At 56.9% G+C, this 24,991-nt stretch carries 21 protein-coding genes; 7 read left to right on the top strand and 14 right to left on the bottom strand.

Annotated features, from left to right (window positions below; translation table 11 throughout):
- Positions 1 to 19 precede the first annotated feature (19 nt).
- On the bottom strand, positions 20 to 412 hold the full coding sequence (locus AC2FFA_RS03650) for a helix-turn-helix domain-containing protein (protein ID WP_117872654.1): 393 nt from the start codon (positions 410 to 412) through the stop codon (positions 20 to 22).
- Positions 413 to 504: 92 nt separating this feature from the next.
- Here AC2FFA_RS03650 and AC2FFA_RS03645 point away from each other — a divergent pair, with 92 nt between their 5' ends.
- Entirely contained in the window at positions 505 to 1,707 is a 1,203-nt protein-coding gene (locus tag AC2FFA_RS03645) for a pyridoxal phosphate-dependent aminotransferase (protein WP_496850018.1), read from the top strand.
- A 2-nt stretch (positions 1,708 to 1,709) separates the two neighbouring features.
- On the top strand, positions 1,710 to 2,111 hold the full coding sequence (locus tag AC2FFA_RS03640) for a hypothetical protein (RefSeq protein WP_496850016.1): 402 nt from the start codon (positions 1,710 to 1,712) through the stop codon (positions 2,109 to 2,111).
- Here the strand turns inward: AC2FFA_RS03640 and AC2FFA_RS03635 are convergent.
- The 5 genes from AC2FFA_RS03635 to AC2FFA_RS03615 form a co-directional block, all read right to left on the bottom strand.
- Complete coding sequence (locus AC2FFA_RS03635; protein ID WP_496671654.1) at positions 2,108 to 3,478, bottom strand: MATE family efflux transporter; 1,371 nt, start codon at positions 3,476 to 3,478, stop codon at positions 2,108 to 2,110. The genes AC2FFA_RS03640 and AC2FFA_RS03635 overlap by 4 nt on opposite strands.
- Before the next feature lie 107 nt (positions 3,479 to 3,585).
- Positions 3,586 to 4,509: a polyphosphate kinase 2 gene (ppk2, locus tag AC2FFA_RS03630; RefSeq protein ID WP_117868514.1), complete on the bottom strand. Its 924-nt coding sequence runs from the start codon at positions 4,507 to 4,509 to the stop codon at positions 3,586 to 3,588.
- 356 nt (positions 4,510 to 4,865) lie between these two features.
- The gene (locus AC2FFA_RS03625) at positions 4,866 to 5,474 is read right to left on the bottom strand and encodes a carboxymuconolactone decarboxylase family protein (RefSeq protein ID WP_496718660.1); all 609 of its coding nucleotides are present in this window, start codon (positions 5,472 to 5,474) and stop codon (positions 4,866 to 4,868) included.
- A 546-nt stretch (positions 5,475 to 6,020) separates the two neighbouring features.
- Positions 6,021 to 6,992 carry a LysR family transcriptional regulator gene (locus tag AC2FFA_RS03620; protein ID WP_299636856.1) on the bottom strand — a complete coding sequence of 324 codons (972 nt, stop codon included), beginning with the start codon at positions 6,990 to 6,992 and terminating at the stop codon, positions 6,021 to 6,023.
- A gap of 90 nt (positions 6,993 to 7,082) precedes the next feature.
- The gene (locus AC2FFA_RS03615; RefSeq protein WP_496850014.1) at positions 7,083 to 9,518 is read right to left on the bottom strand and encodes a GcvT family protein; all 2,436 of its coding nucleotides are present in this window, start codon (positions 9,516 to 9,518) and stop codon (positions 7,083 to 7,085) included.
- 181 nt (positions 9,519 to 9,699) lie between these two features.
- Between AC2FFA_RS03615 and AC2FFA_RS03610 the strand changes: the two genes are divergently transcribed.
- Together AC2FFA_RS03610 and AC2FFA_RS03605 are read left to right on the top strand one after the other, a co-directional pair.
- Positions 9,700 to 11,220: a trimethylamine methyltransferase family protein gene (locus AC2FFA_RS03610; RefSeq protein ID WP_496850013.1), complete on the top strand. Its 1,521-nt coding sequence runs from the start codon at positions 9,700 to 9,702 to the stop codon at positions 11,218 to 11,220.
- 73 nt (positions 11,221 to 11,293) lie between these two features.
- Positions 11,294 to 12,262, top strand: a complete 969-nt coding sequence (locus AC2FFA_RS03605; RefSeq protein WP_496850011.1) for an agmatinase — start codon at positions 11,294 to 11,296, stop codon at positions 12,260 to 12,262.
- Here the strand turns inward: AC2FFA_RS03605 and AC2FFA_RS03600 are convergent.
- From AC2FFA_RS03600 to AC2FFA_RS03585, 4 genes are all read right to left on the bottom strand, one after another.
- Positions 12,259 to 13,239 (bottom strand): arginase family protein, encoded by a 981-nt coding sequence (locus AC2FFA_RS03600; RefSeq protein ID WP_299894427.1) that lies wholly within the window; start codon positions 13,237 to 13,239, stop codon positions 12,259 to 12,261. The two genes, AC2FFA_RS03605 and AC2FFA_RS03600, sit on opposite strands and share 4 nt — an antisense overlap.
- Positions 13,240 to 13,293: 54 nt before the next feature.
- The gene (locus AC2FFA_RS03595) at positions 13,294 to 14,883 is read right to left on the bottom strand and encodes an ABC transporter permease (protein WP_117868508.1); all 1,590 of its coding nucleotides are present in this window, start codon (positions 14,881 to 14,883) and stop codon (positions 13,294 to 13,296) included.
- A complete protein-coding gene (locus AC2FFA_RS03590) occupies positions 14,876 to 15,913 on the bottom strand; it encodes a quaternary amine ABC transporter ATP-binding protein (RefSeq protein WP_171362600.1) in 1,038 nt (345 codons plus the stop codon). The genes AC2FFA_RS03595 and AC2FFA_RS03590 overlap by 8 nt, the downstream gene beginning before the upstream one ends.
- A 78-nt stretch (positions 15,914 to 15,991) precedes the next feature.
- Complete coding sequence (locus tag AC2FFA_RS03585) at positions 15,992 to 16,942, bottom strand: ABC transporter substrate-binding protein (RefSeq protein ID WP_299636850.1); 951 nt, start codon at positions 16,940 to 16,942, stop codon at positions 15,992 to 15,994.
- Between the two features lie 601 nt (positions 16,943 to 17,543).
- Here AC2FFA_RS03585 and AC2FFA_RS03580 point away from each other — a divergent pair.
- The 3 genes from AC2FFA_RS03580 (at position 17,544) to AC2FFA_RS03570 (ending at position 19,939) form a co-directional block, all read left to right on the top strand.
- A complete protein-coding gene (locus AC2FFA_RS03580) occupies positions 17,544 to 18,212 on the top strand; it encodes a cupin domain-containing protein (protein WP_496850008.1) in 669 nt (222 codons plus the stop codon).
- 93 nt (positions 18,213 to 18,305) lie between these two features.
- Complete coding sequence (locus AC2FFA_RS03575) at positions 18,306 to 19,382, top strand: flavin monoamine oxidase family protein (protein ID WP_496850006.1); 1,077 nt, start codon at positions 18,306 to 18,308, stop codon at positions 19,380 to 19,382.
- Complete coding sequence (locus tag AC2FFA_RS03570; RefSeq protein ID WP_496671586.1) at positions 19,373 to 19,939, top strand: TetR/AcrR family transcriptional regulator; 567 nt, start codon at positions 19,373 to 19,375, stop codon at positions 19,937 to 19,939. The genes AC2FFA_RS03575 and AC2FFA_RS03570 overlap by 10 nt, the downstream gene beginning before the upstream one ends.
- A gap of 121 nt (positions 19,940 to 20,060) precedes the next feature.
- On the opposite strand, the gene AC2FFA_RS03565 is transcribed toward AC2FFA_RS03570, so the two are convergent.
- From AC2FFA_RS03565 to AC2FFA_RS03550, 4 genes are read right to left on the bottom strand one after another with little or no spacing between them, the layout of a single operon-like run.
- Positions 20,061 to 21,215, bottom strand: coding sequence for a Gfo/Idh/MocA family protein (locus AC2FFA_RS03565; protein ID WP_496850004.1), 1,155 nt, complete (start codon positions 21,213 to 21,215; stop codon positions 20,061 to 20,063).
- Entirely contained in the window at positions 21,215 to 22,270 is a 1,056-nt protein-coding gene (locus AC2FFA_RS03560; protein ID WP_496850002.1) for a sugar phosphate isomerase/epimerase family protein, read from the bottom strand. Before AC2FFA_RS03560 ends, AC2FFA_RS03565 begins: the two co-directional genes overlap by 1 nt.
- 28 nt (positions 22,271 to 22,298) lie before the next feature.
- Positions 22,299 to 23,327 carry a LacI family DNA-binding transcriptional regulator gene (locus AC2FFA_RS03555; protein ID WP_299636844.1) on the bottom strand — a complete coding sequence of 343 codons (1,029 nt, stop codon included), beginning with the start codon at positions 23,325 to 23,327 and terminating at the stop codon, positions 22,299 to 22,301.
- A 37-nt stretch (positions 23,328 to 23,364) separates the two neighbouring features.
- Positions 23,365 to 24,987: a dihydroxyacetone kinase subunit DhaK gene (locus AC2FFA_RS03550; RefSeq protein ID WP_496850000.1), complete on the bottom strand. Its 1,623-nt coding sequence runs from the start codon at positions 24,985 to 24,987 to the stop codon at positions 23,365 to 23,367.
- Between the last annotated feature and the right edge of the window lie 4 nt (positions 24,988 to 24,991).

The raw sequence follows: 24,991 nt of genomic DNA, 5'->3' as shown, positions 1-24,991 counted from the left end.
CGTACGTCCCGGGGTTCACTCAATTCTTCTGCTCCAGCATCAGGCGCATTTTCTTTTCCAGCCGCGCCGCACGTTCGGCACAAACCCGCATCTCGCCCCGAATGGCGCGCAGTTCAGCCACGGCGGTTGACAGTTCCATACCGCCTTCGCCCTCTCCCACCGGGGCATCCATGCCTTCCCCCTCGCCGGTCAGCAGCCACATGATCGAGACGTTGACCAGACCCGCCATCATCGACAATCGGTTCGCGCGTGGCTCGGACAGATCGTTTTCCCAATCGGCAATCGTCGTCTTCTTGACACCAAGTCGACGCGCCAACTCGGCCTGGGTCATTCCGGCCGCTTCGCGAGCGCCTGCCAAACGGTCCCCGAATGTCGCAGAGTCCGGTCCATACCAGTCTTTTTCTTCATTCATTCGGGTCTCCAATTCACATTGTCCATACGGCTTGATCGTCATTCCGACGCACCCTATGACAGTCGGGTTGAACATACAAACCGAGGCCATCCATGAGTTTCCTGTCTGCGACACTGTCACGCGTCAAACCCTCGCCCACAATCGCTATGACAGCCAAGGCCGCCGAGTTGAAAGCCGACGGGCGCGACGTTATTGGCCTGAGCGCGGGTGAGCCGGATTTCGACACACCTCAGAACATCAAAGACGCTGCTGTTGCAGCGATTGCAGCGGGAAAAACCAAATATACTGCTCCAGACGGTATTCCTGAACTGAAGCAGGCGGTTTGCGCGAAGATGAAGCGCGATCACGGGCTTGAGTACACGCCCGCGCAGATCTCGGTTGGAACGGGCGGCAAGCAAACGCTGTACAACGCCTTGATGGCAACAATGAACGACGGTGACGAGGTTATTATCCCCGCGCCTTATTGGGTAAGCTACCCCGACATGGTTTTGCTGGCAGGAGGAACCCCGGTTGTTGTTGAAACGACGCTGGCCAACAACTTCAAACTGACGGCAGAACAACTGGAAGCCGCAATCACCCCTAGGACGAAATGGTTCATCTTCAACTCGCCTTCCAACCCGACAGGCGCAGGGTATAGCCGGGACGAGCTCAAGGCCCTCACCGATGTTCTGATGCGCCATCCGCATATCTGGATCATGTCGGACGACATGTACGAACACCTGGCCTATGACGGCTTTGAATTCTGCACGCCTGCCGAGGTCGAGCCCGGCCTGTATGACAGGACGCTCACCTGCAACGGTGTTTCGAAAGCCTATGCCATGACAGGCTGGCGCATCGGTTATGCGGCCGGTCCGGTCGAACTCATCTCTGCGATGCGCAAGATCCAGTCGCAATCCACCTCGAACCCCTGCTCGATCAGCCAGTGGGCGTCGGTGGAAGCGCTGAACGGAACACAGGATTTTCTGGCCCCGAACAATGAAACGTTCAAACGCCGCCGTGATCTGGTGGTGCGCATGTTGGACGAGATTGACGGAATAACCTGCCCGAAACCCGAGGGTGCGTTTTATGTCTACCCCTCAATCACTGGGCTGATTGGCAAAACAACACCCGCGGGAACCGTCATCGAAAACGATGAAGCCTTTGCCACTGCCCTGTTGGAAGAGGCGGATGTCGCCGTCGTGTTTGGCGCGGCCTTTGGCCTGTCACCCAACTTCCGGGTCAGCTATGCTACGTCCGATGCAGCCCTGACCGAAGCCTGCGGTCGTATACAGCGCTTTTGTGCATCTCTGAGGTGAACATGTCTGCAGACCTTCCCGAATACTACTTTCGCATCCGTGAGAACGGGGCCGTCGTGTTTCGGATCGATACAGAAAACCGCCAACGCCGGATTGAGATGGATCAGATAGCCGTCGTCAACATCCGCAACGGCGAGGTCAAGCCGCACGGGCAACGGGCTTTGTCCGAACGGGATCAGGCAGAGATCGCCCAATGGATGGAAGAGCGCCGGGTTGTACTGGCCCAGCGCGACATTGACGATATTCGCCGCGCTGTCGACTATCTGAATCTGACCACGCAATGGGCGCAGTCCAAGGCAAGCGATGAACAGCTTGCGGATGTGACCGACAGGTTGCTGATGGCGATGCACGATCTGCGCACGGTTCTGGTTCGGAAAAAGGCCGACCGCTTGAGCAAAGATTAAGCAGGCTCTGCCGGCGCCTGCATCTGCCGCACCGAATGCAACCAGAACCGGGCCATCAGCAGTACCGCCGCGAAGGCCAGACCAAGCACTAATCCCAGCCAGACACCGATGCCGTCCATCTGACGGACGAAGCCGAAATAATATGACGCTGGAATTCCCACGACCCAATAGCTGAGCGCCGCCATAACCATGGGAATCTTGGCATCCTGCAACCCGCGCAGCAGACCCAGCGCAATTACCTGAGCCCCATCGACCAGTTGAAACAGTGCAGCCATGGCCAGTAATCCGGTCCCGATAGCCAGAATTTGTCCGCGCTGCGGATCATCGGCCTCCATGAACAGAGAAATCAGCGGCTCGGCGTATGTCAGGAACAGGATGACGGTCACAACGGACATGACCAGCGACATGCCCGTCACGGCAATTGCACCTTTTTCCAGATGCGCCTTGTCCCGGCGGCCCAACGCGTTGCCGGCCCGGATGGTGGCCGCATTGGACAGCCCCAGATGTACCATGAAGGTGGCCGACGCCAGATTCAGGGCAATCCCGTGCGCGGCCAGAGGGACCTGACCCAGCCAGCCCATCATTACGGCTGATGTTGCAAACAGCGACACCTCGGCCAGGGTGGTCAGACCAATGGGCACGCCCAGTTTCCATACGCTGATGAACATTTCCCAATCCGGCCGCCAGAAGCGTTGGAACAGGCTGTGTTCCGGCAGGGTCCGGACCACATAGAAAACAACCGCGACCAGTGAAACGACCTGCGTCGCGATCGACGCGATCGCTGCGCCCATCACGCCCAGTTCCGGGGCGCCCCAGTTGCCAAAGATCAGCGCATAGTTGGTAAACCCGTTCACAACCGCCGCCGCAACTGTGATCCACAGAACAATCTGCGTTCGCTCCAGAGCCGCAAGGTAGGATTTCAGCACCATCACGATAAGCGCCGGAAACAAACCCCAACCGGCAATGCGCAGATATTCTGACGCGGTTTCAGCGATATGCGGCTCTTGCTTCATGGCGATCAGGATCGGATAGGACCACCACAACAAAGGCATTACCACCGCAGCGTACAGCAGCGACAACCACAGCCCCATACGGGTCGAGCGGCGAATGCTGGTTTCGTCCCCTTCCGCCGCCGCGGTGGCGACCATTGGCATAACAGCCCAACCGAACCCCGCGCCAAACAAAAACAAAACGAAATAATAGCTGCTGGCCAAGGTAACGGCTGCCAGCGCCTCGACCCCGTACCAGCCCAGCATGATAGTGTCGGTCAGGCCGATGGCAAACTGCGCCAGATGGCCACCGACCAACGGCAGGCCAAGCACGGCAATCGCCCGAAAGTGGGCCGGATAGGTCATCACTTTTGTCATTGCACCAGCCATATGCGCGGGCTTGGCGCGGGACAAGAGAAGATCACCAAAATTTCAATATGAGACTCCGGTGCCCACTCACACGGCAAGAGCAGGCACCGTGGCGGTTAACGGGCGTCCGGGTGCAATGCTGTACCCAAAATATGCTCGGACCGGTGGATGACGTGATGCGCCTGCCCCACGATCAACGGATCGGGTTCACCCACAGTGTCGTGATCCTTACCCGGGTAGTCCAGCGTCGACAGGAAATGCCGCATACAATTCAGGCGCGCGCGCTTCTTGTCATTCGACTTGATGATCGTCCACGGCGCATCAGCCGTATCGGTGTAAAAGAACATGGCCTCTTTCGCCTCGGTATAGTCATCCCACTTGCTGAGGCTCGCCTTGTCAATCGGCGACAGCTTCCACTGTTTCAGGGGATCAATCTCTCGACTTTTGAAGCGGCGCTGCTGTTCTTCCTGTGTGACCGAGAACCAGTATTTGTAGAGCTGGATGCCCGACCGCACCAGCATCCGTTCCAACTCCGGCGTCTGCCGCATGAACTCCAGATACTCGTTGGGAGAGCAAAAACCCATCACCCGCTCGACACCCGCGCGGTTGTACCAGGACCGGTCATAGAACACCATTTCACCAACTGTTGGCAGTTCCTGAACATAGCGCTGATAATACCATTGCCCCTTTTCTTCCCAAGTGGGTTTATTCAAGGCAACGACCCGAGCCTGACGCGGATTTAGATGCTCCATGAACCGTTTTATCGTACCGCCCTTGCCAGCAGCATCGCGCCCTTCGAACAGCAGAACGAAGCGCTGCCCGGTTTCCTGAGCCCACAGCTGAACCTTCAGCAACTCTGCCTGCAATTTGGCCTTCTGTTCTTCGTACACCGACCGCGCCATCTTGCGACCATAGGGGTACTTGCCGCTTTCAAACGCCTGCCGGATCTTTTCCGGGCTGGGTTCTGCGACCTCTGCAACCGGGGTCGGCCCAGTCTTGGTCTGAGTTGAATCTACTTTGACCCGAGCAATGGCATCCATGAAATCTTTCCTTTTCTGTTGTCCCGAAAGGGAGCTAGCAGAAAGGCCAAGGATGCGCTTTGATTGGGGTCAAATTGATGCCTCAAAAACCCATGAATTCCACACCGGATCAGAGGTTCCGATACGGACACCGTATTTCAAGCTGCGACGCCAGTCGATTTGTTTCCGGACCGGCGCAAGCCTGATGCGCCAAGGCAGTTGACGTTGCAAGGATTCGCCGAGTTTAGAGGTACCCGAGCGGACCTTGCCTGAATCCTCAATAACATATTTTCAAACCGGCCTCGGCCGACGTGGCCATGGCCAAAGCTGGCGCCCGTATAGCGCACCGGATCTGCCGATACCCCTTGCTTCAGGCTTTATCGATGCCCCCAATCGTCAGGGTTATCCGAGTTATTGGGCGACAAACCCAGCATGTCCCCCTCCGTTGAACATCCCAGCCCCAGAACTGTCCGGTTCGCATAGGAAAAGTAGGAACAGACCTGATTGATCTCAAGGATTTCTCCATCGTCCCACCCCGCGTCACGCAGAGCGGTCACATCCGCTTCGACCAGATCGCCCGGAGCCTCAGTCAACTTGCGTGCATAGGTCATCGCCGCCACTTGCGCTGCGTCCAACGGGGCGGCTGCCGGATCGCGCGCCTCAATCGCCGCCCGGATCGCATTTCCTCGCTCTTCATCGCCCAGCAAACGCTGCAAACCCGCGAAATGGTGTTCGACGCAATATCCACATCGGTTCAGAGAACTGACCCACACGCCCAGCATCTCGAGGAACCACTTTGGTATCTTGTTGCCCGAGTGATGCAGCACTGCCTTGTAGATCGCCATGTGGCCTTCCATCGAATGCGGCCGCAACGAATGCGCCATCATAATATTGTCCACATTGTTGTCCGGACCCATGACGCGGTCGTAGAGTTTCTTCAGCCTGCCTGTGGCTTGCTCGAATGGGATTGTTCTGATCCAGCTCATTTGGCTTCCTGTTGACGTGATTGCCTGATGTTCAGAGACTAGAAGCGCTTTGAGCCGGAGGCGAGACGAATTCGACAGTCTTTCGAAAAGAGCCCACCAACGGAGACTGCATTTCGAACGTCTGTCCGGTTTGCGAACCACCAACACTGCATACCCAATCAAAGCCGAGCAAGCATCAACACCGTTGAGACCATCGAGACATTGCTGAATAGTATCAATGCCAGAAGGTGCAAAACGCCTGCCACAGCGAATGCGGTCCGGTATTTCCGGATGCTTTCACGCAATAGATCAGGTTCAAGGCGGCCAACACTGCTGCCCCCGCAACCGCCATGATCAAACGGGCTGCGCAAGGCCATCAAACCAAACCCAAGGATACTCCGTGAGTGTGGTAGAACCTTGGGACTCAGGTCAACTCTCGTCCTGGCGATGCGTAAAGCAGGCAGAAGAAACCGGTGGAAGGATTACAAATCCCGCAGGCGGATATCGCAAGCGACTGTTTTCAAGTGTCCTCAGCCGCCATCTGTTTGGCGGCCAGGTCAAATCGGGTTACACACCCTCAATCTCCATGGTACGGAATTCATTTTTCAGCCAATTGTGCCGGGCACACATCGGTCTTGTGAAATGCTGACGTATCAATTTGCTCATGGCCTTCTGGATCAGCACCGATGTCGTTGCCGGGTATACTTCAGTTGTAAACAGCGACACTGTGCGAACGAAGTTGCTACCGGGAAATGGCATAGCCTTTACGCTGTTGTGAAACCTCTGCGTTCGGTGAAAACACGCGGCGGTCGTGATTGCCCACCCGCTGCCCTGCGCAACCAAGCCGATGATGGATTGATTACACTCCAGCTCAAACCGGTTGGGCAGGCTGTATTTGCTCCGGGCCAACTGCGTTTCGATCTGCTTGCCGATCACATAGTCACGCGAATACCTCAACAAAGGCAGGTTGGCATCTGGATTAAACAGCTCTTCAGGAGACCCTTCAAACTTGTTGGGAACCACGACGATGAAGGGGTCTCTCATCAAAGGGTATTCGATCAGCCCCTCAGTACGACCCAGTGGTCGAGTGGCGACGCCTACGTCAAGCTTATGTTCCTGAAGTTTGGCAAGAATTTCGTGGCTGGGGCGGGTGAAATGGCGGAAATTGCAACGCGGCAGAGCCTGCGCCAGAAAACGAACAAGATCGGGCGCGATCTGATTGTCAAAATCATCGATCAAAGCCAGTCGCAGGTCCGTCGCGTGCTGCCAGTTTCCCGTTCGAATTTCGGCCTCACCGCGCTTCAGCACAGTCAGACCCTCACGCACATAGCGAGCGAATACCTCGCCTGCCGGTGTCAGGCCCATGGGGCGGCGTCCGTGGTCAACCAATTCAATGCCCAACGCGCTTTCAAGGCTGCGCAGGTGGTTCGAAACTGTGCTGATCGACAAATCTGTTTCTGATGCGACTTGCTGAATCGATCCGGATTTGGCGATCAGCTGAAAAACTTCCAGCCATCGAAGACTCAGAGATTTGGACACGGCAACCGACCATTGTTTCGATTTGTTCGAAACTAGCGAAGCAAAGAATTGCCCCTTCGGCAATGGTGAAGTTGATAGAAAGGCTCGTTTCTAGGCTTTCATACGTGCAAAATCCGGATCGTATGGGCTTGGATTGATAACTGTCGCACCTATTCGTTTCCCGCAACTATCCAATTCCAATTCGCGGCCAACCTCCGCCAGGGACGGATGAACGAAGGCATGCGCCAGATTCATTTCCGTGCGATGCCCCCATTCGCCGGACGTGACAGTACCAACGACATTATCATCCTGCATCAGAGAAGCCCCAGGATGCGCCGGACCGAGAGTTGACTCAATACGTAGAGGGACCAGCTTGCGCCGTGGTCCTTCTGACTTTCGTTTCAACAAGGCATCACGCCCCACGAAAGCGCCCTTGTCCAACCGGACGAAGCGATCCAGACCGGTTTCAAAGGGATCAAATTCCGTGATTAGATCGGCTTTCCAATGCAAAAAACTCTTCTCCATGCGCATGGAGTCGACAGCCCTGGCACCAAACAGTTTCAGCCCGTGCGTTTCGCCCGCCTTGCGCAAGGCAAGATAGGCCGCATAGAGCGAGGCGTTGGGAACATGGATTTCGTAGGCCAGCTCGCCCGAGAAACTGAGGTTCATAACCGTTGCAGAAGCAATACCAACAAAGCACTCGCGCACACTGAGCCAAGGGAACGCATCTGCCGACCAATCTCCTCTGGCGCAGGCTGACAAGACAGAACGCGACTTCGGGCCGGCCAGAACCAGAATGGTCTGATCGTTCGTCAGGCTGCGCAACTGAACGTCTTCATTGCTGCGCAGATGTTGCCGCAACCAATCCATGTCGTGAAATTCGCTCGCTGCGGCAGAGCCATACCAAACGCGGGCCGGTCCCCGGTCGCTGGCGGGCAGATTGGCAATCGTCGCTTCTGCCTTGATCATACCGTGGTCGTTCAACAGGTATCCCAACCCGACACGCCCGTCACGCCGAGAGACAAATCCACAAAACAACCGGTCCAGGAATGCGTGCCTGTCGGATCCTGTGATCTCGATGCGGTTGAACCCGTTGACCTCTGCAAGCCCGACGCCGGTTCGAGTGCTTTCGACTTCGGCAGCTACCAAGTCGAAGGTTTCGTCAAAATCGAAACCAAGCTTCGGCGAAAATCCGGGATCGGGTTTGATAAAATCCACCCTCTCCCACCCGTTGACCACAGTGAACTCGGCTCCTTCGGATGCCAGAACAGGCGTCAGAGGGGTCGTCTTGGCGGGTCGGCCTGCAGGGCGATGTTCATGCGGAAAGTGGAACCTGAATTCGTTCTGATAATCTTCAATCGCCTTTATTGCCGTGAGTTCCACATTTGCATGTCCGGCGAACCTTCGGGGATCGAGGCACCACGTGTCATAACATGCCTCGCCATGCACGATCTGCTGTGCCAGCAACCATCCGTGACCGCCACCTTCACCCAGCCCGGCCCGCAGGCCAATGATACAAAACGCGTTGCGTTTTCCCGGGATCGGACCGACCAGAGGCGCCCCGTCAATTGTGTAGGTAATTGGCCCGTTGACCACGGTGTGAATACCAACCTCCATCAAGGCAGGCATGCGCGCGAAGGCCCCTTCCAGCACATCGGTCACACGGTCCAGATCATCCGGGCACAAAGCGTTCACGAAGTTCGGATCAATACCGTCCATACCCCAGGTCTTACATCCCTGCTCGTAGAATCCGAGTAGCAGCCCGTTCTTTTCCTGTCGGCAATAATAGTCGCTGATCGGGCAGCGCAGCAGCGGCATCCGATGACCGGCATCCCGGATAGCCTCGATTTCTTCGGTCAGGAAATACTGATGTTCCATGGACGACACAGGATGATGAACACCCATCATGGCGCCGACTTCGTTGACCCTGTAGCCGCAGGCGTTGACGACGACATCACAGTCGATATCCCCGTGCTCGGTATGCACGGTCCAGGTGTCATCGCTGTGCTGTGTCAGCGCGGTCACCGGCGTATTTCGATACACCTCGGCACCCGCCTTGCGTGCCCGGCGCGCAAGGGCCTGGCACAATTGCGCTGGATCGATGTCGCCGTCCAGCGGATCCCAAAGCCCGCCGATGAGATTATCGGTCGAAATCAACGGGTGTCGCCGGGCACATTCATCCGCGTCGATCACCTCGAAATGCACGTCCATCCCCCGCGCCATCGACGCGAAGTGACGATAGCCTTGCATCTGTCCTTCAGTATTCGCCAGACGTATCCCACCGTCGGCGTGGTGATAGTTGATAGGGTAATCCGGATCGTCGGCCAGTTCCTTGTACAGTTGAATCGAATGAGATTTCAGACCGACCATCGTCTGGTTCATGCCAAAATTTGTTACCTGCGCGGCCGAATGCCATGTCGTGCCCGAGGTCAGTTCATTCCGTTCGACCAAAACCACATCTGTCCACCCTTCCTGGGTCAGGTGGTAGAGCGTCGAACACCCGGCGATCCCGCCCCCTATCACAACGGCTCTGGTACGCGACTTCATGGCACTGCTCCTTCATTTTCGGCACCAGTCTTGCTGAATAACGGGATGGGCAGACAACAGGGCAATTGCGGGTGCCGGAAAATCGAAACCGCGTTTTCGGATTCTCAAAACGGCACTTCTTCTTTGATACCGGGACAAGTTGGGTCCTACGGTGCGAGAAAACGCAAGGTAACGTAAACGAATGCCATCGGAGAGCGTCAAAAGAAGCGGTCGAAAGGCACGGCACGCACAGCGTGCGGCCAAGCCCGTTTTTGATCCTTGCCCGCCCGGTCAGAAAGGCGGGACATTCAGGCCCTTAAGCATTTCGGAAATTGAGAAAATTTACGACACCGCGTTGCGTCTGCTGGAAGAGTTGGGGATGGGAGATGTTCCGGAAAGGCTGGCCATCGACCTCAGGGCAGCGGGGGCTCAGGACCGGGAACAGAACCGGCTGGTTTTTCCCCGTTCCATGGTCAAACAGGCCATCACCTCGGCCGCGAAGACGTTCACCTTCCACGGCCGGGATGAAAACCGGTCCATCGAGGTGGGTGGCGACCGCGTGTATTTTGGCACCGGCGGTGCTGCGGTTCAGACACTTGATATGAACAGTGGGCTTTATCGCCCGTCCACATTGGCCGATCTACATGACTTCACCCGGCTACAGGACACGCTGGCCAATGTCAGTTGGTTCACCCGGTGCTGCGTGGCGACCGACGTCCCCGATGTGTTCGATCTGGACGTCAACACCGTTTACGCTTTGGTACGCAACACAACCAAGCCAATGGCAACGTCTTTCACGTTGGCGGAACATGTCGGCCCGATCGTCGAGATGCTGGACATCGTCGCCGGAGGGGCTGGGGAATTCGCCAAACGCCCCTTCCTCAAAGCGCATATAAGTCCGATCATTTCACCAATGCGATACGGCGAGGATGCCGTGGATGTGGTTTATGAATGCATCGCCCATAACATACCGATGTCCTGCATCACGGCCGCGCAGGCGGGCGCAACTGCCCCGGCAACTCTGGCCGGATTTCTGGCGCAGTCACTGGCCGAAACGCTGGCCAGTCTCGTGATGGTCAACACGATCAAACCCGGCTTTCCAATGATCTTTTCCAACTGGCCCTTTATCGTGGATCTCAGGACCGGCTCTTTCGCAGGGGGCAGCGGAGAGACTGCGATCCTGAATGCGGCGTCAGCGCAAATCACGAACTGGCTGGGCTTGCCATCAGGTGTGGCCGCTTCGATGGCCGATGCCAAGGCCATCGACGCCCAACATGGCGCTGAAAAAGGCATCACATCGCTGGCGGCAGCGCTGGCAGGAGGCAATCTGATTTATGAAAGCTCGGGGATGACGGCATCTCTGCTCGGGGTCAGCTTCGAGGCCTTTGTTCTGGACAACGAAATGCACTCGCACACATATCGCGTCTTGCGCGGGATCGAGGTCACTGAAGCGAACCTTGGCTTTGACGCCATATGCCATTCGGTTCTGGGCGAGGGGCACTTTCTGGGCAGCGAGCAAACCTATGAAGCCATGGAACGAGATTACTTCTATCCGAAGCTCGCCGATCGTCAGGAGCCCCGCACGTGGCAAACAGACGGTGCACTGGATGCGTGGTCATCCGCGCGGCAAGTCGCTCAAGAGGTGTTAAGCACGCATCACCCTGAGTATCTCACCTCAGAGCAAGACGCCGAAATACGCCGACGTTTTCGTATCCTGCCCTGAATGATGGCGGGCATTCCCAGCACGATGCCGAACCGTTAGGGTCACTGAAGAAACTTACAAAGGATGGGGAATCATGGCCGATTCATTTTTTCAACCGGTATCAGCCATGGAACTCGCCCGATTTGCCGGCATCCCCGCGTTCATGCGCCTGCCTATTCTGCACATGGAACACGAACGGATCACGGACGTCGAACTGGGCATAGTAGGTATTCCCTGGGACGGCGGAACCACAAATCGGCCCGGCGCACGACATGGCCCACGGCAACTGAGGGACTATTCCACGATGATCAGGGCGATGAACCCGGTTACGGGTGTAGCACCATTTTCAATGGTGAACTGCGCGGATCTTGGAGACGTTGCCCCCAATCCTGTCGACATAGAAGACACGCTGGATCGGGTTACGCGTTTCTACACTGATCTTCGAACCCGCAACATCACACCATTGACGGCCGGAGGGGATCACCTGACCACCCTGCCTGTCCTGCGTGCCCTGGCCGCTTCTGGTCCGGTTGGCCTGATCCAGTTCGACAGTCACACGGACTTGTTCGACACCTATTTCGGAGGTCACAAGTTCACCCACGGCACCCCGTTCCGCCGCGCTGTCGAGGAAGGGTTGGTGGACCCCAAGCGTTTTGTACAAATCGGAATCCGTGGCACGGCCTACAACACTGAAGATATCGAATGGGGAGAGGCACAGGGCATCCGCATTATCCGTATCGAAGAACTGTTCGACCGGGGCATAGACGACGTCATGAACGAAGTGCGCGAGATCGTTGGCATGCAGTCGACCTACTGCACCTATGACATCGACTTTGTTGATCCAACTTACGCCCCCGGTACAGGAACACCTGAAATCGGCGGGCCCAACAGCTTTCAGGCCCAGCAGGTCATTCGCAAGATGTCCGGTCTGAACCTTGTCGGCGCCGATCTTGTCGAAGTGTCACCGCCATTCGACCCCGACGGTGGAACGGCGTGGCTTGGCATCTCGCTGATGTTCGAGTTGCTTTGCGTTCTGGCACAGGCGATCGACGCACGGCGCTAGACCCGCGCGACATTCTCGGCGATCATCGAAATCATCTCGAACATCACCGCTGCGGCTGTCAGCGCGGTGATGTTGTTGGGGCTGTCCTTGGTCGGCATCATGCAGACCACGTCGCCGCCGACGATGTTCAAACCGCGCGCCGCGCGCAGGATGCCGACCGCCTCATCGATGTCAAAGCCCTTCTCACCAGGTTCCAGATTAGACACGGCCGGCGCGACGGTTGGGTCAAGACAGTCCAGATCGAAGGTGATGTAAACCGGGCGGTCGCCCAAAACCTCTTTGGTCTGCGCTACGACGTCCTGTAATCCGCGCTGTCGGAACTCGCGCATGGTGACGATGTTGTAGCCGTAATCGTACGACGGCTGCAGCCAGTCCAGACTGCGCGGATGGCCGCGCAACCCTATCTGCATAGAACGGGTTGGATCCACCTGCCCCTGATCGGCCAGATAGGCCCCCCAGTGGGCCGCAGATTTCTTTGCCCCCAGAAAGTGATCAACCTTGGTGAAGACATCCGTATGCGCGTCCAGATGAAGAAAGCTGACCGGCTGTCCGCCAGCAAGTTTGCCGCCACCCAGGGCCTGCACAATTCCACCGGTGATGGAATGGTCGCCTCCGATGGAAACGGGGCGCGCTCCGGCGGTGTCTATGTTCTTGTAGAATTCAGTGATGCGTTCGATGCAATCTTCATTGTCGTTGGCCTTTGGAAACGGCACATCCCCAACATCGGCGATCCGCGCGCTCTGCCAGGGATCAATTTCAAAAACCGAATGCACCCTGCGTTGCACGGCCGAGACATGCCGCAACGCGCGAGGCCCCAAGTGCTGGTCCCTTTCGGTCGTGCCGTTGCCAGTTGAATGTGGCACACCTGCCAGCGCGATATCCTGCCCTTCTGGCCCGACATTGGGACAACGGAACAATGTAGGCACGCCCCACCAATACAGGTTGTCCATCATCGACTGTTCATACGGATCTGTCATGGTTTCCCCGGATCAAAGAAAAGCGCCCCCGATCGGAACCGGGGGCGTCTGCGTTCAGAGTTTTTCGTCTTCTCGCCGGAACGCTCCCTGCACGATCCGGTCCATAACCATGGCAAGGAACAGGATTGCAAAGCCACCCAGCAGGCCCGGCCCCTTGGCGGCGTATTGCAGCGCCTCAAGGATTTCCTTGCCCAGGCCGCCCCCGCCGATCAGCGAGATGATCACGACCATGGACAGGCACATCAGGATTGTCTGGTTTACACCCGTCATGATCGATGGCAGCGCCAGAGGGATTTCAACATCCTTCAACAGTTGCCATTTCGACGCGCCAAAGGCGACGGCAGCCTCTTTGATGCTTTCCGGAACCCCTTGCATGCCCAGCGCCGTCAGTCGGATGACCGGCGGCATACCGAAGATGATGGTGGCCAGAATTCCCGGCGGATTGCCGGTGCCAAAGAAGGCGATGATCGGGATAAGGTAAACAAAGGCGGGAAGCGTCTGCATCAAATCCAGAACCGGTTCCGCCGCGCGATATGCGCGCTGCGACTTGCCGAACCAGATACCCAGCGGAATGCCGAAAACCACGCAAAGTAGCACCGCCGCACCGACCAGAGCAACCGTTTCCATCGCCACGTCCCAATACCCCAGCAACGCGATATAGGCCAAGGAAGATGCGGTGAAGATGGCAACCCTTGGTCCCGCCGCACGCCAGGCTGTCACACAGATGACCAACATGACCACTGGCCAGGGTGACCCGATCAGTGCAATTGTCAGCGCATCAAGCACCGACCGGACACCCGCCACGATCCCGTCGAATACGTCGCCACCCGCTGCTGCTGCTGCATCAATCCTGGCTTCCATCCAGCTCGCCAGAGTCGAGAACAGTGTGCCGTTCCCTTCACCCAGTATGATCGCGGACACTTGCTGTTCGGGGAATGCGTCCAACAATGGAAGGGATGCGTTCACGGTGAACTTGTAAACAATCAAAGGTCCGATTGCAGCGACTAGGATCGCACCCATGACGATGTTACGGGTCGAACGCCCGCTTTCCGTGCTGTCCGGATCGATGCGCCAGTTAGAATACTGTTTTTCGTAAACGCGGTCGGCGTAGAACCCTTGAACCACCTTGAAGACCAGCAACATCAACAACCCGGTAATCAGGATGCCTGCCGCCTCGGACTGGGCGGCGGTAGCCCTCTCCAGACTTGTGGCCGCTGCTTTTTGTATGTTCTCGGCCAGTTTGGTGAAACGGTCGATATCGGCCTGTTCCGTGGCATCCGCTGCGCGCGCCAACAGCTCGGCCGCGCGTTCCTGCTGACGCGCGGCGCGCTCGGCGAAATCCGCGCCGGGATTGCCCCACGCGCCCCTGCCGATTTGGACCCACGCGATGATCTCAAGGATCAGAAAGGTCCAGAACATGCCCCAAACGGCGCGTGAAGCAGACCAGAATGGCCCCAGAACGGCGGCCCACTTATTGAACGTGTTGGGAATTGCGCTGGTCGCATCATGAATTTTGTGGAACACGTTGACGTAGTAGTCTCCGTTCGGACCAGCGAACTCCTTGATGGAAAGATCCAGGGCCTCACGATCGACCTCGATATCAGAGGCGGCCGTTACTTTCATCTCTGTTGCAGCATCAGTCATTTTTGCCCCCCTGGATACCACGCAACAAGCGTGGCTTGGTCACGACGCCCACATCAACGCCCGCATCCGTGATGACGACCGGCAAATCAGAATTCACGGCCAGGTCGATCAGTTGATCCAGATCCGCGCCCTCGTCCGCTCGGGGCGCACCGTCGAGTGGCCCTGAATAACTGTCCAACGGCTCCATGATGGAATGCGCTTTGACCAATTTGAGTTTTGAGATGCCCTGAACGAATTCCCGCACGTAATCGTCGGACGGGTTCATGACGATGTCTTCGGGTGTTCCGATCTGCACGATAACGCCGTCCTTCATAATCGCAATCCGGTGGCCAATTCGAATGGCTTCATCCAGATCGTGGGTGATGAACAATGTGGTCTTCTTCAACTGTGCCACAAGTGCTTTGAACTGGTCCTGCAATTGCAGACGGATCAGCGGATCAAGGGCAGAGAAAGGTTCATCCATCAAAAGGATTTCCGGGTCCGAAGCCAGCGCCCGCGCGATCCCCACGCGTTGCTGCATCCCGCCCGAAAGCTCCTTGGGTAGTCGATCCTCATAACCTGTCAGATTCACCAGGCTCAATGCGTGATCCGAGACAGCCCAGCGTTTGGACTTGGAAACCTTTCGGATCTCCAAAGGATAGGCCACGTTATCACGCACTGAACGATGCGGCATCAGCGCCATGTGCTGAAAGACCATACCAATTTGCTGGGCGCGAATGCGACGCAACTCAGATTCCGACAGCTTCGATACATCGTGACCCAGAATTTCGATCCGACCTGCCGTAGGTTCGATCAACCGGTTCACGTGTCGCACCAATGTGGACTTGCCCGAGCCGGACAGCCCCATGATACAGAAAATCTCACCCCTCGGCACTTCGAACGTGGCGCCCTGAACGCCGACAACACAGTTGAACCGCTCCAGAACTTCCGGCTTGCCTATGCCTTCGTTTCTGACCGCTTCCATTGCCTCTTCAGCACGCGAGCCAAAGATCTTCCAAACGTTTTCTAATTTTACGACAGGTTCGTCCATTTTTCCCCCACAGGGCGATGCCCTGCCCGACAGAAAAAGGCCGCCACGGTTTTGCGCGACGGCCCAATGAGTGGCGATTTAGTTGGTCAGCCAGCCGATGACGGTGTCCTCATTCGCAGCCACCCATTCCTTGGCGAACTCAGCGGCTTCGACGTTATCGACCGCCAGCGCCTTACCCATCGCGCTCAGATCGTCTCCTGTCATCTGGTAGTTGCTGAACAGGGCAGCCACTTCAGGATAGGTTTCTTCCAGTTCCTTGGCGTAGTGCAAATGAAGCGTTGCCCCGTTCCAGGCCGAGGACGCCTCGGACTTGGACAGCCAATCCGGATCATCCGTGGGCTGAACGATTGTCCAAGTGGCCGGATCGTGGGGCGGTTCTTCCAGAACCGTCAGGTCCTGTGTCACGAAGATATAGTGGGGGCTGTAACAAAACCCGATCCACGGGTCGCCCGCCTTTGTCGCGTTCGCCAAATTGGCATAGGCAATGGTTTCCTCGTATTCCGTCAGATCGAAGATCTGGTCATAGCCATAGGACTTGGCCCGGATCTTCTCGACAACGGTCGAAGCCCAACCCGGCGCACCGATCCATACCTCAGGTGTTCCGTTACCATCAGTATCAAAGATCGCAACCTTGTCGGGGTCGCTCAGGTCATCGATCGATTTGATGTCATATTGTTCCGCGATGTAGGTCGGCACGCACATACCCTGCTCGGCCTGAACCGGGTTTTGGTTCATGACAACGGTGCCGTTTTCCTTGACATAGGTATCATGCAGGTTCTGCTGGTTGGGCATCCACACTTCCGGGTGGACTTGCATTGAACCGCTGTCCATTGCTTCAAATACAATCGGGTTGGTGCCGTTTTGCAATTCCACGTCCAGGCCGAGGTTTTCTTCGATCACGACTTCAAGAATATGTGCCGTCGCGTTCACCGAAGCCCAGTTGGGCACACCGATTACAATATCCGCGGCCATGACCGGCCCGGCAATCGCAAAGGACGCGCCTCCTAGTAGCGTTGCTGTTTTTTTCATCTGATATCTCCGTGTTGAATAGTTTCCGCGCTTGTTTTTCTCGCCCATACGGGCAGTAATGCGCTCTGGTTCAGGTCTGGAAAGGCCGTGCCTTTCGGGTTTTTGGGGCCAGCAAAATAACAGGCTTACATGGCTCCAAAAGTGAAGCATGTGGATGCGTTGCCCTTCAAGAGATACGTTTTTTTACCTTTTGAATGCGGAATTATCGCAAGTTAGTTTCGACTTAATGCGATTCAGTGAGGTGCGTCCGACATCTCCGAAACCGGAAGTGCCCACAGGTATAATGAGCGCTAAAATCGCTCGGGCAGACAGCGCAACCAGTCTCAACACGGTCGGGCAGCTTGCCCTTTTGGTACGCAAAGCCCCCTTTCGGCAAACACTGATTGCGTCTGGCTCTTTGAGTTGCGCGCGCTCTTTCCGTAAAGGCGGCGTGGAACCTCCTCTCATTTTTTGCCCACCCACCCACTTCAACGAAGTCCTTCTGACCAGACTCAGTTCAACTCTCTGTGAAAAGTGGTGCCTAACCAAACTTTGAAGCTGGCTTTCATCTACCTACTAGTAGATAGTATTCATGTCGTAACCATCAAAGAGAACTGACCCAATGGAAATCAATTCGGACTTCTCTGACCGCGTCGTCGTTCACTCAGACCAGCTTGCGTGGCAGGCCTCTCCCATGAAGGGGGTGGATCGCAGGATGCTGGATCGGATCGGAGGCGAGGTCGCCCGGGCCACCACTATCGTGCGTTATGCACCAGGCAGTCATTTCTCTGCACACACCCATACTGGCGGTGAGGAATTCATTGTCCTTGACGGTGTATTTCAGGATGAACATGGCGATTATCCTGCGGGGACTTATGTCCGCAATCCGCCCACCACGCAACACACTCCGGGTTCGGAACCGGGCTGCACGATCTTCGTCAAGCTCTGGCAGTTCGACATGGACGATCGCAACCAGTTTCGCAAAAGCATGGTGGATGAGCTGGGCGCGCCCAGAGACGGTGTCGCCACCGCAGTTTTGCATATGGATGAGCGCGAGGTCGTGACCTACAGCCATCTTGACGCGGGTGCGTTCCTGAGATCGGACGCATCTGGCGGGATCGAGCTGCTGATCATCGACGGGTCAATCACCGAAGGCGGGGATGAACTGGTCAAAAACGATTGGCTGCGCCTGCCTGACGGTAAAAGCCTGACGGCAGTTGCGGGGCCGGACGGGGCCAGGATCTGGATGAAGACAGGCCACCTGCCTTTTGCGCGACCGCCGGCGGCGTAACCGATGGGTGAACTAACATCCCTGGCGCAACAACCCCGGTCGGGCCGGCCCCAAAAGCTGGACCTGCGCCCTTCAAGTGAGGGGTTCTGAACCATGCGCACGGATACGCTCATCATCGGCGGGGGCCTTTCAGGGCTCAGCCTTGCGACACAGCTTGTGGATCAAGGTCAGGAGGTGCTGGTCGTTGAGGCGCGCAACCGTCTGGGCGGGCGCATTCTGACTGAGGCTCGGGGCGACGGCCGTTTCGACATGGGTCCGGCCTGGTTCTGGCCCGGCCAGCCACGGGTTGCCGCGCTGATCGAACGACTGGGCCTGCACAGGTTTGACCAATTCAGTTCCGGCACGCTGAGTTTCGAAGATGAACAGGGCCGTGTTAAGCGCGGCCGCGGCTTTTCATCTATGGAAGGGTCCTATCGTCTGATGGGGGGGCTCGCTGCCTTGACAGACGCGCTTTCGGCACGGTTACCGGATGGGGTAATCCAACTGTCCACGCAGATCACCGCATTAGTGCAATCTGAAGGTGAGGTTCGGGTCACCACTCAATCGGGTCGGCATATTTCGGCGAGGCATGTAGTGCTTGCCATACCCCCACGTATCGCGGCTGAGTTGATCTTTGAGCCCGCCTTGCCCGATGGCACGTTATCAGCCATGCGGAAAATCGCGACTTGGATGGCAGGTCAGGCCAAGACGCTTGCGGTCTATGACACTCCGTTCTGGCGTGACGACGGACTGTCTGGCGATGCCATGAGCCGACGCGGTCCCATGGTGGAAATCCACGACGCGTCACCTGCCAGCGGTGGTCCCTTCGCGCTGTTCGGTTTCATCGGCATTCCCCCACATACTCGCCGGGATGAAGGGGTGTTGCGGCAGCAGGTTCTGGCGCAGTTGGGGCGATTGTTCGGGCACAAGGCAACCAGACCCAGCACGCTTTTCCTGAAAGACTGGGCGTTCGACCGCTTCACAGCGACCGATCTGGACCTTCAGCCGTTATATACCCATCCGCAATACGGCTTGTCGAAGGCCATGACGCGAATCTGGGAAGACAGGATCATTTTCAGTGGCACTGAAACAGCCGCACAATTTGGGGGATACCTTGAAGGTGCATTGGAAGCAGCAGAGACGACCGCGGCATTGTTGAGCGCAAAAAGGATGAACGCGGCATGGAAATAGACACAAAGACCGCTCTGCTGAATTCTGCCGAGTTTGCCGTGCGCAGCAGAGGCTTCGACGGGTTCAGCTATGCCGACCTCGCCGAAGAGGTGGGCATCCGCAAGGCATCGATTCACTATCACTTCCCAACCAAAGCCGCGCTGTCAGCAGCTTTGATGGACCGTTACCATACTGAGCTTACCGGGCGCTGCGCCGAGATTGAGGAAACTCATGACACGGCCGGCAAGCGAATGCGTGCGCTGATCGCGCTGTATCGCGCGGCTATGAACGACGGACAAACTCTGTGCTTGTGTGTCTCGCTGATCATCAGCCGGGAAAGCTTGTCTAAAGAAGCCACCGACAAGATTCGCGCGTTCCGGCGTATGATGACCCGGTGGATCGAGGAAGTGTTTGCACTTGGTAAAGCAGATCTTTCGATCGTGGGCGTTGGGGATCCGAAAGCAGAAGCACGCGCCACATTGGCCTTGCTGGAGGGCGCTCATCTGACTGCACGGGCCGAGAGTAGTGTACAAACCTTTGATGAAGCGGCGGAAATATTGAAGGCGCGGTGCTTGTGACACGGACCTTATCTTGCTCGTGCGGTTCGCCGGCACCAGTTGTTGAGGTGCCGCCCGCTCGCCCGCCTCACTTCGGGTTTTTCATACGGAACCGGCAACTCAACCCTAATAGCCGAATGCCTCACTCCAGCTTAACCCAAGCCGAATTTCTTGAAGAGCTTTGCACACATGCGGTCACGAATTTGACGCCTTCAAGCCCATCGTGAACCGCCGGATAAACGACGGATGCGTCAGGCGAACTCTGGTTTCTGAACGCCAGAATGGCTTCCGCTGCTTCACCATAGATATTCGCGAACCCTTCCAGGTAGCCCTCGGGGTGTCCCGGCGGCACCCTGCTGAGCCGATTGGCCGCGTCCCCTGCCCCGGCCCCATTTCGGGTGATCAGGCGCTTGGGCTCTCCGTAAGGAGTAAACCAAAGATAGTTCGGGTCTTCCTGAGCCCACTCGATGCCTCCCTTTTCACCGTACACACGCAATCGCAGCGCGTTTTCATTGCCGGGCGCGACCTGCGATGACCACAGCATGCCACGGGCTCCACCTTCGAACCTCAGCATTACATGCGCGTTGTCATCGACCTGACGACCCGGCACAAAAGCCTGCAAATCCGCCGCGAGGCTTTCTGCCTTAAGCCCGGTTACAAAGCAGGCAATGTTATACGCATGAGTTCCAATATCACCGGTTGATCCTCCGGCACCTGAGCGTTCCGGATCAGTCCTCCACTCAGCTTGCTTGAAATCCTGTGGCTCAGTCAGCCAGTCTTGCGGATATTCGACCTGAACCACGCGGATCTTGCCGATATCCCCGTTGGCAACCATCTCACGAGCTTGCCGAACCATGGGATAGCCCGTGTAGTTATGGGTAAGGATGAACAGCGCGTTTGAATTTTCGGCTGCTTTGACCAGCTTCTTTGCATCGCTCAGGGTTGATGTAAGCGGCTTATCGCAAATCACGTGGATACCGCGTTTCAGGAACTCACGTGCGGCGGCATAGTGAACGTGATTGGGCGTCACGATTGAAACCGCTTCGATCCCGGATTTCAAACGCGCTTCCCGCATCGCCATCTGCTTGAAGTCATCATAAACCCGTTCAAGGCCCAGCGCCTCGCCGCTTTCCCGGGATTTTTCCGGCGTCGAGGACAACGCGCCTGCAACCAGATCGAACTTGTCATCCAGCCGCGCGGCTATGCGGTGGACACCGCCGATGAAAGCATCGTTTCCGCCGCCGACCATACCAAGGCGAATGCGCCCCGCTCTTTCCTCACTGCGTCCTGTTACCATCAGCCTATCCCCAGCATTTTTCGATTGGCCGCTTCGTCGGTGCCGCCGCCGGCAAAGTCGTCAAAGGCCTTCTCGGTCACGCGAATAATGTGATCGGAAACGAACTGAGCACCTTCACGTGCGCCATCCTCGGGGTGTTTCAGGCAGCATTCCCATTCGACCACGGCCCAGCCGTCAAAATCATTTGCCGCCATTTTCGAAAAGACAGCGCTGAAATCCACCTGCCCGTCGCCAAGTGACCTGAACCGCCCGGCTCGGTCGACCCAGCCTTGATAGCCGGAATAGACGCCCTGCCTGCCGGTCGGATTGAACTCGGCATCCTTTACGTGGAACATCCGAATGCGGTCTTTGTAGATGTCGATATTGTCCAGATAATCGAGGCATTGCAGAACGTAATGTGACGGGTCGTACAGCATACAAGCCCGCGCATGATTGCCTGTGCGTTCAAGGAACATTTCGTATGTCACCCCGTCATGAAGATCCTCGCCGGGGTGGATTTCATAGCAGACATCAACGCCACAGTCTTCTGCATGGTCCAAGATCGGCACCCACCGGCGGGCAAGCTCATCAAATGCCGTTTCGATCAGCCCGGCGGGACGTTGGGGCCACGGATACACGTAAGGCCAGGCCAGCGCGCCAGAGAATGTTGCATGAGCAGAGATACCCAAATTCCGTGAAGCTGAAAGCGCCTTCTTGACCTGATCAACCGCCCATTCCTGTCGGGCTTTGGAATCTCCCCTGACGCTTTCGGTTGCGAAACCATCAAAGGCTGTATCATAGGCCGGGTGAACGGCGACAAGCTGGCCTTGCAGATGCGTTGACAATTCAGTGACTTCAACGCCGTTCTCTTGGGCCTTGCCTTTGAATTCATCGCAATAGCCTGTGCTTGTCGCGGCCGTTTCAAGGTCGAACAACCGCCCGTCCCAACTGGGCACCTGCACACCCTTGTATCCGCAATCCGCCGCCCATTTGGTAATGGCGTCCCATGAATTGAACGGCGCTTCGTCTCCGGCAAACTGTGCAAGAAACAAAGCTGGCCCTTTGATCGTCTTCATTTAGCTTCCTCCCCAAAAAACTGTGCCTCTATGGCGGCAAATTTTCCTTCAGATAGATGTCGATACGGATTCGTTCCTGAGATTTGTTGAAAGGAACTTTGTCCGAGGTCGCACGCAAAAGGCGAACAGCGGACCGGACAAGGTGCCCGGAGTCTTGCGAGATCAGCGCGTCAAATGTGCCACGGTTCAGCGCGTCTCGACTAAGTGGCGTGAGTTCGTGCGCGATAATGACCAGATCCTTGCTGATCCTGCTCTCTGACAGAAATTGAACCAGGCCCGCGTTGCCCGCAGCGGAAGAGTATATGCCGACCAGATCCGGGTAGGTTTCAAAAATCCCCGGCATCATCTTGTAGATCAGCTCTGGGTCATCCCGGCCTTCGACGGACGCCACGACTTCGATATGAGGAAACTCGTCCGCGACAACAAGATCGAAACCCTGACGCCGCTCCAGATGATCACGTGCCAAACGTGAGCCTGTCAGGACCAGAACCTTACCCGGACGATGCACAAAGCGCCCCATCAGCTGAGCTGCCGTTCGCCCTGCTGAAACGTTGTCGATTCCGACAAAATGATCTCTGTCTGAACTTGGCAAGTCCGACACCAACGCAACCACCGGAACGCCTTTGTCCCTGACCCTCTTCACAGCGTCGCGGACCGAAGGCGTTTCCGGCCCGAAAACGGCCACCCCGTCGACGTCCAGGCTGTCGACGCCATCCAGAATATTGACGATGTCCTGAGGCTCGAACGGAGCGACCTTTTTTATCGTGACCCGTGTTCGCTCGATGAACTGATCGCGCGATTGTTCAGCGATCTGATCGCATATCGCCTCGACAAATTCATTGCCGGCATCCGGCAGAATAAAAAGGAAATTGTAGACACGGTTTCGCGCGAGGTTGGCAGCAGCGGTATCGCGCACATAGCCCAGCTCATCGATTGCCTTTTGAACCTTCTGAACGGTCACGGCCCGCACGCCGGGGCGCCTGTTCAAGACCCGGTCAACAGTCGCCAAGCTGACACCTGCGACGCGCGCGATGTCATTAACGGTTGGTTTTTTCACCAATTCTAATTTTTGTTTTTGGTCTTCCACGTTTCTTTCAGCCCTCAATCTCCCGTGCCAAGCCCTCGAACAACAACGCAACAGCTTCTGCACCCGGGTCGTTATGTCCGATCAGGTTTTCTTCGGGAACATAGGCTGCGCGGCCTGCCTTGGCACGGTGAATATTTGCGGTTTTATCAGCACCCTCGCGTGCGGCCTTTGCGGCTTGAATCAGCCCGGAAGGCAGCGCCGCAAGCGCAGGTGCCAGAGCATCAATCATTGTCCGGTCACCAACTTTGGCACCACCCACCTGGCTGACCCGGTTCAGACCTTCAACCAAAGACTTTGCTATGGACGCGCCACTGGCACAGGCGTCGCCTGCCGCATTGAAGAAGATTGCAAGGATCACACCGGACGAGCCCCCCATGGTCTGGCTCAGTTCATTGCCCAGCGCGGGAAACAACTGCGTCAGGTCCGCAAGCGGCATCCGATCCAGGCTGCCTTGCAGAGATCTGGCCGCTGTCGCCAATGTACTGCCCGTATCTCCATCACCGGACTTGGCGTCCAACTCGTTCAGGTCTTTCTCGGCTCGGATCAGCAGTTCTGCCAAACGCGTGATTGTTTCCTTGGTCGCCGGATTGTTCGACGGAATCGGATCAATCGGGGTCAAACCATCAGGCAAAGGCGCGACTTGGACGGGCTTTATTGCTTTGACCCCTGGCCAAGCCACCAGTTCGACCGGCTCTTCCAGCGCTGACAAATCACCCGGATCAACCGGTAGGATCGACACAGAAAATCCGTGCATATCCAGCGAAGTCATCATCGGTGCCGGACCGACAATATGTCCCGCGATACCGGTTTCGGATAAGGCGTGCGTCAGAACAGACATCTCAAGAGGCGTCGTAGACCCCAAGTTGTTCACCAGCGCCACGCAGTCACCCTCCCCCACTCGCTGTTGCAGTTTTTCCACGACGGTGGACATTGCGGTCATGGCATTTGCAAACTCCACCTGCTCAACACCCGGCTCGCCATGAATACCCAACCCAAGCTCTGCTTTGCCGGGCGCAATCCTGTCTTCTTTCGGAGAGCCTGGAACGGTACATGTGTCCAGACTCATGCCGATACTGACCACTTTCTCGACAACGCTTTTTGCGGCCCTGGTTACAGAATCCAGATCAGCCCCGCGTTCTGCCAATGCGCCGGCAATTTTGTGCACGAAAAGGGTTCCCGCCACGCCGCGCGGTTGCGGCAGGTCAGGAAGGGCGATGTCATCATCGACCACCACCATTTCCACTTTGCGCCCTAGTGCGCGGGCGCGCTCGGCCGCCAGACCAAAATTCAGCCGGTCGCCAGTATAATTCTTGACAATCAGCAAACACCCCGCCTCTCCGGTCACGGCCAGAATGCCCGCCAGGACAGCTTCTACCGATGGGGACGCAAAAACCTCTCCGCATACGGCCGCAGTCAACATACCTGCGCCCACAAACCCTGCATGGGCAGGTTCGTGGCCAGACCCTCCGCCCGAAACAAGGGCGACTTTCGATTTGTCCCAATCCGATCTGTAGACAACCTTGATATGGGGGTAGCCATCCAACCTGGTCAGTGCCCCGCCGGATGATGCAAGAAGACCATCTATAGCCTCGGTTACGAGGGTTTCTTTTTTGTTGAGGAACTGGGCCATGCTT

Source organism: Ruegeria sp. YTSB088 (genome assembly GCF_059609825.1).
The sequence above is the reverse complement of the archived record's forward strand: the minus strand, read 5'-3'. Positions and strand labels throughout refer to the sequence as shown.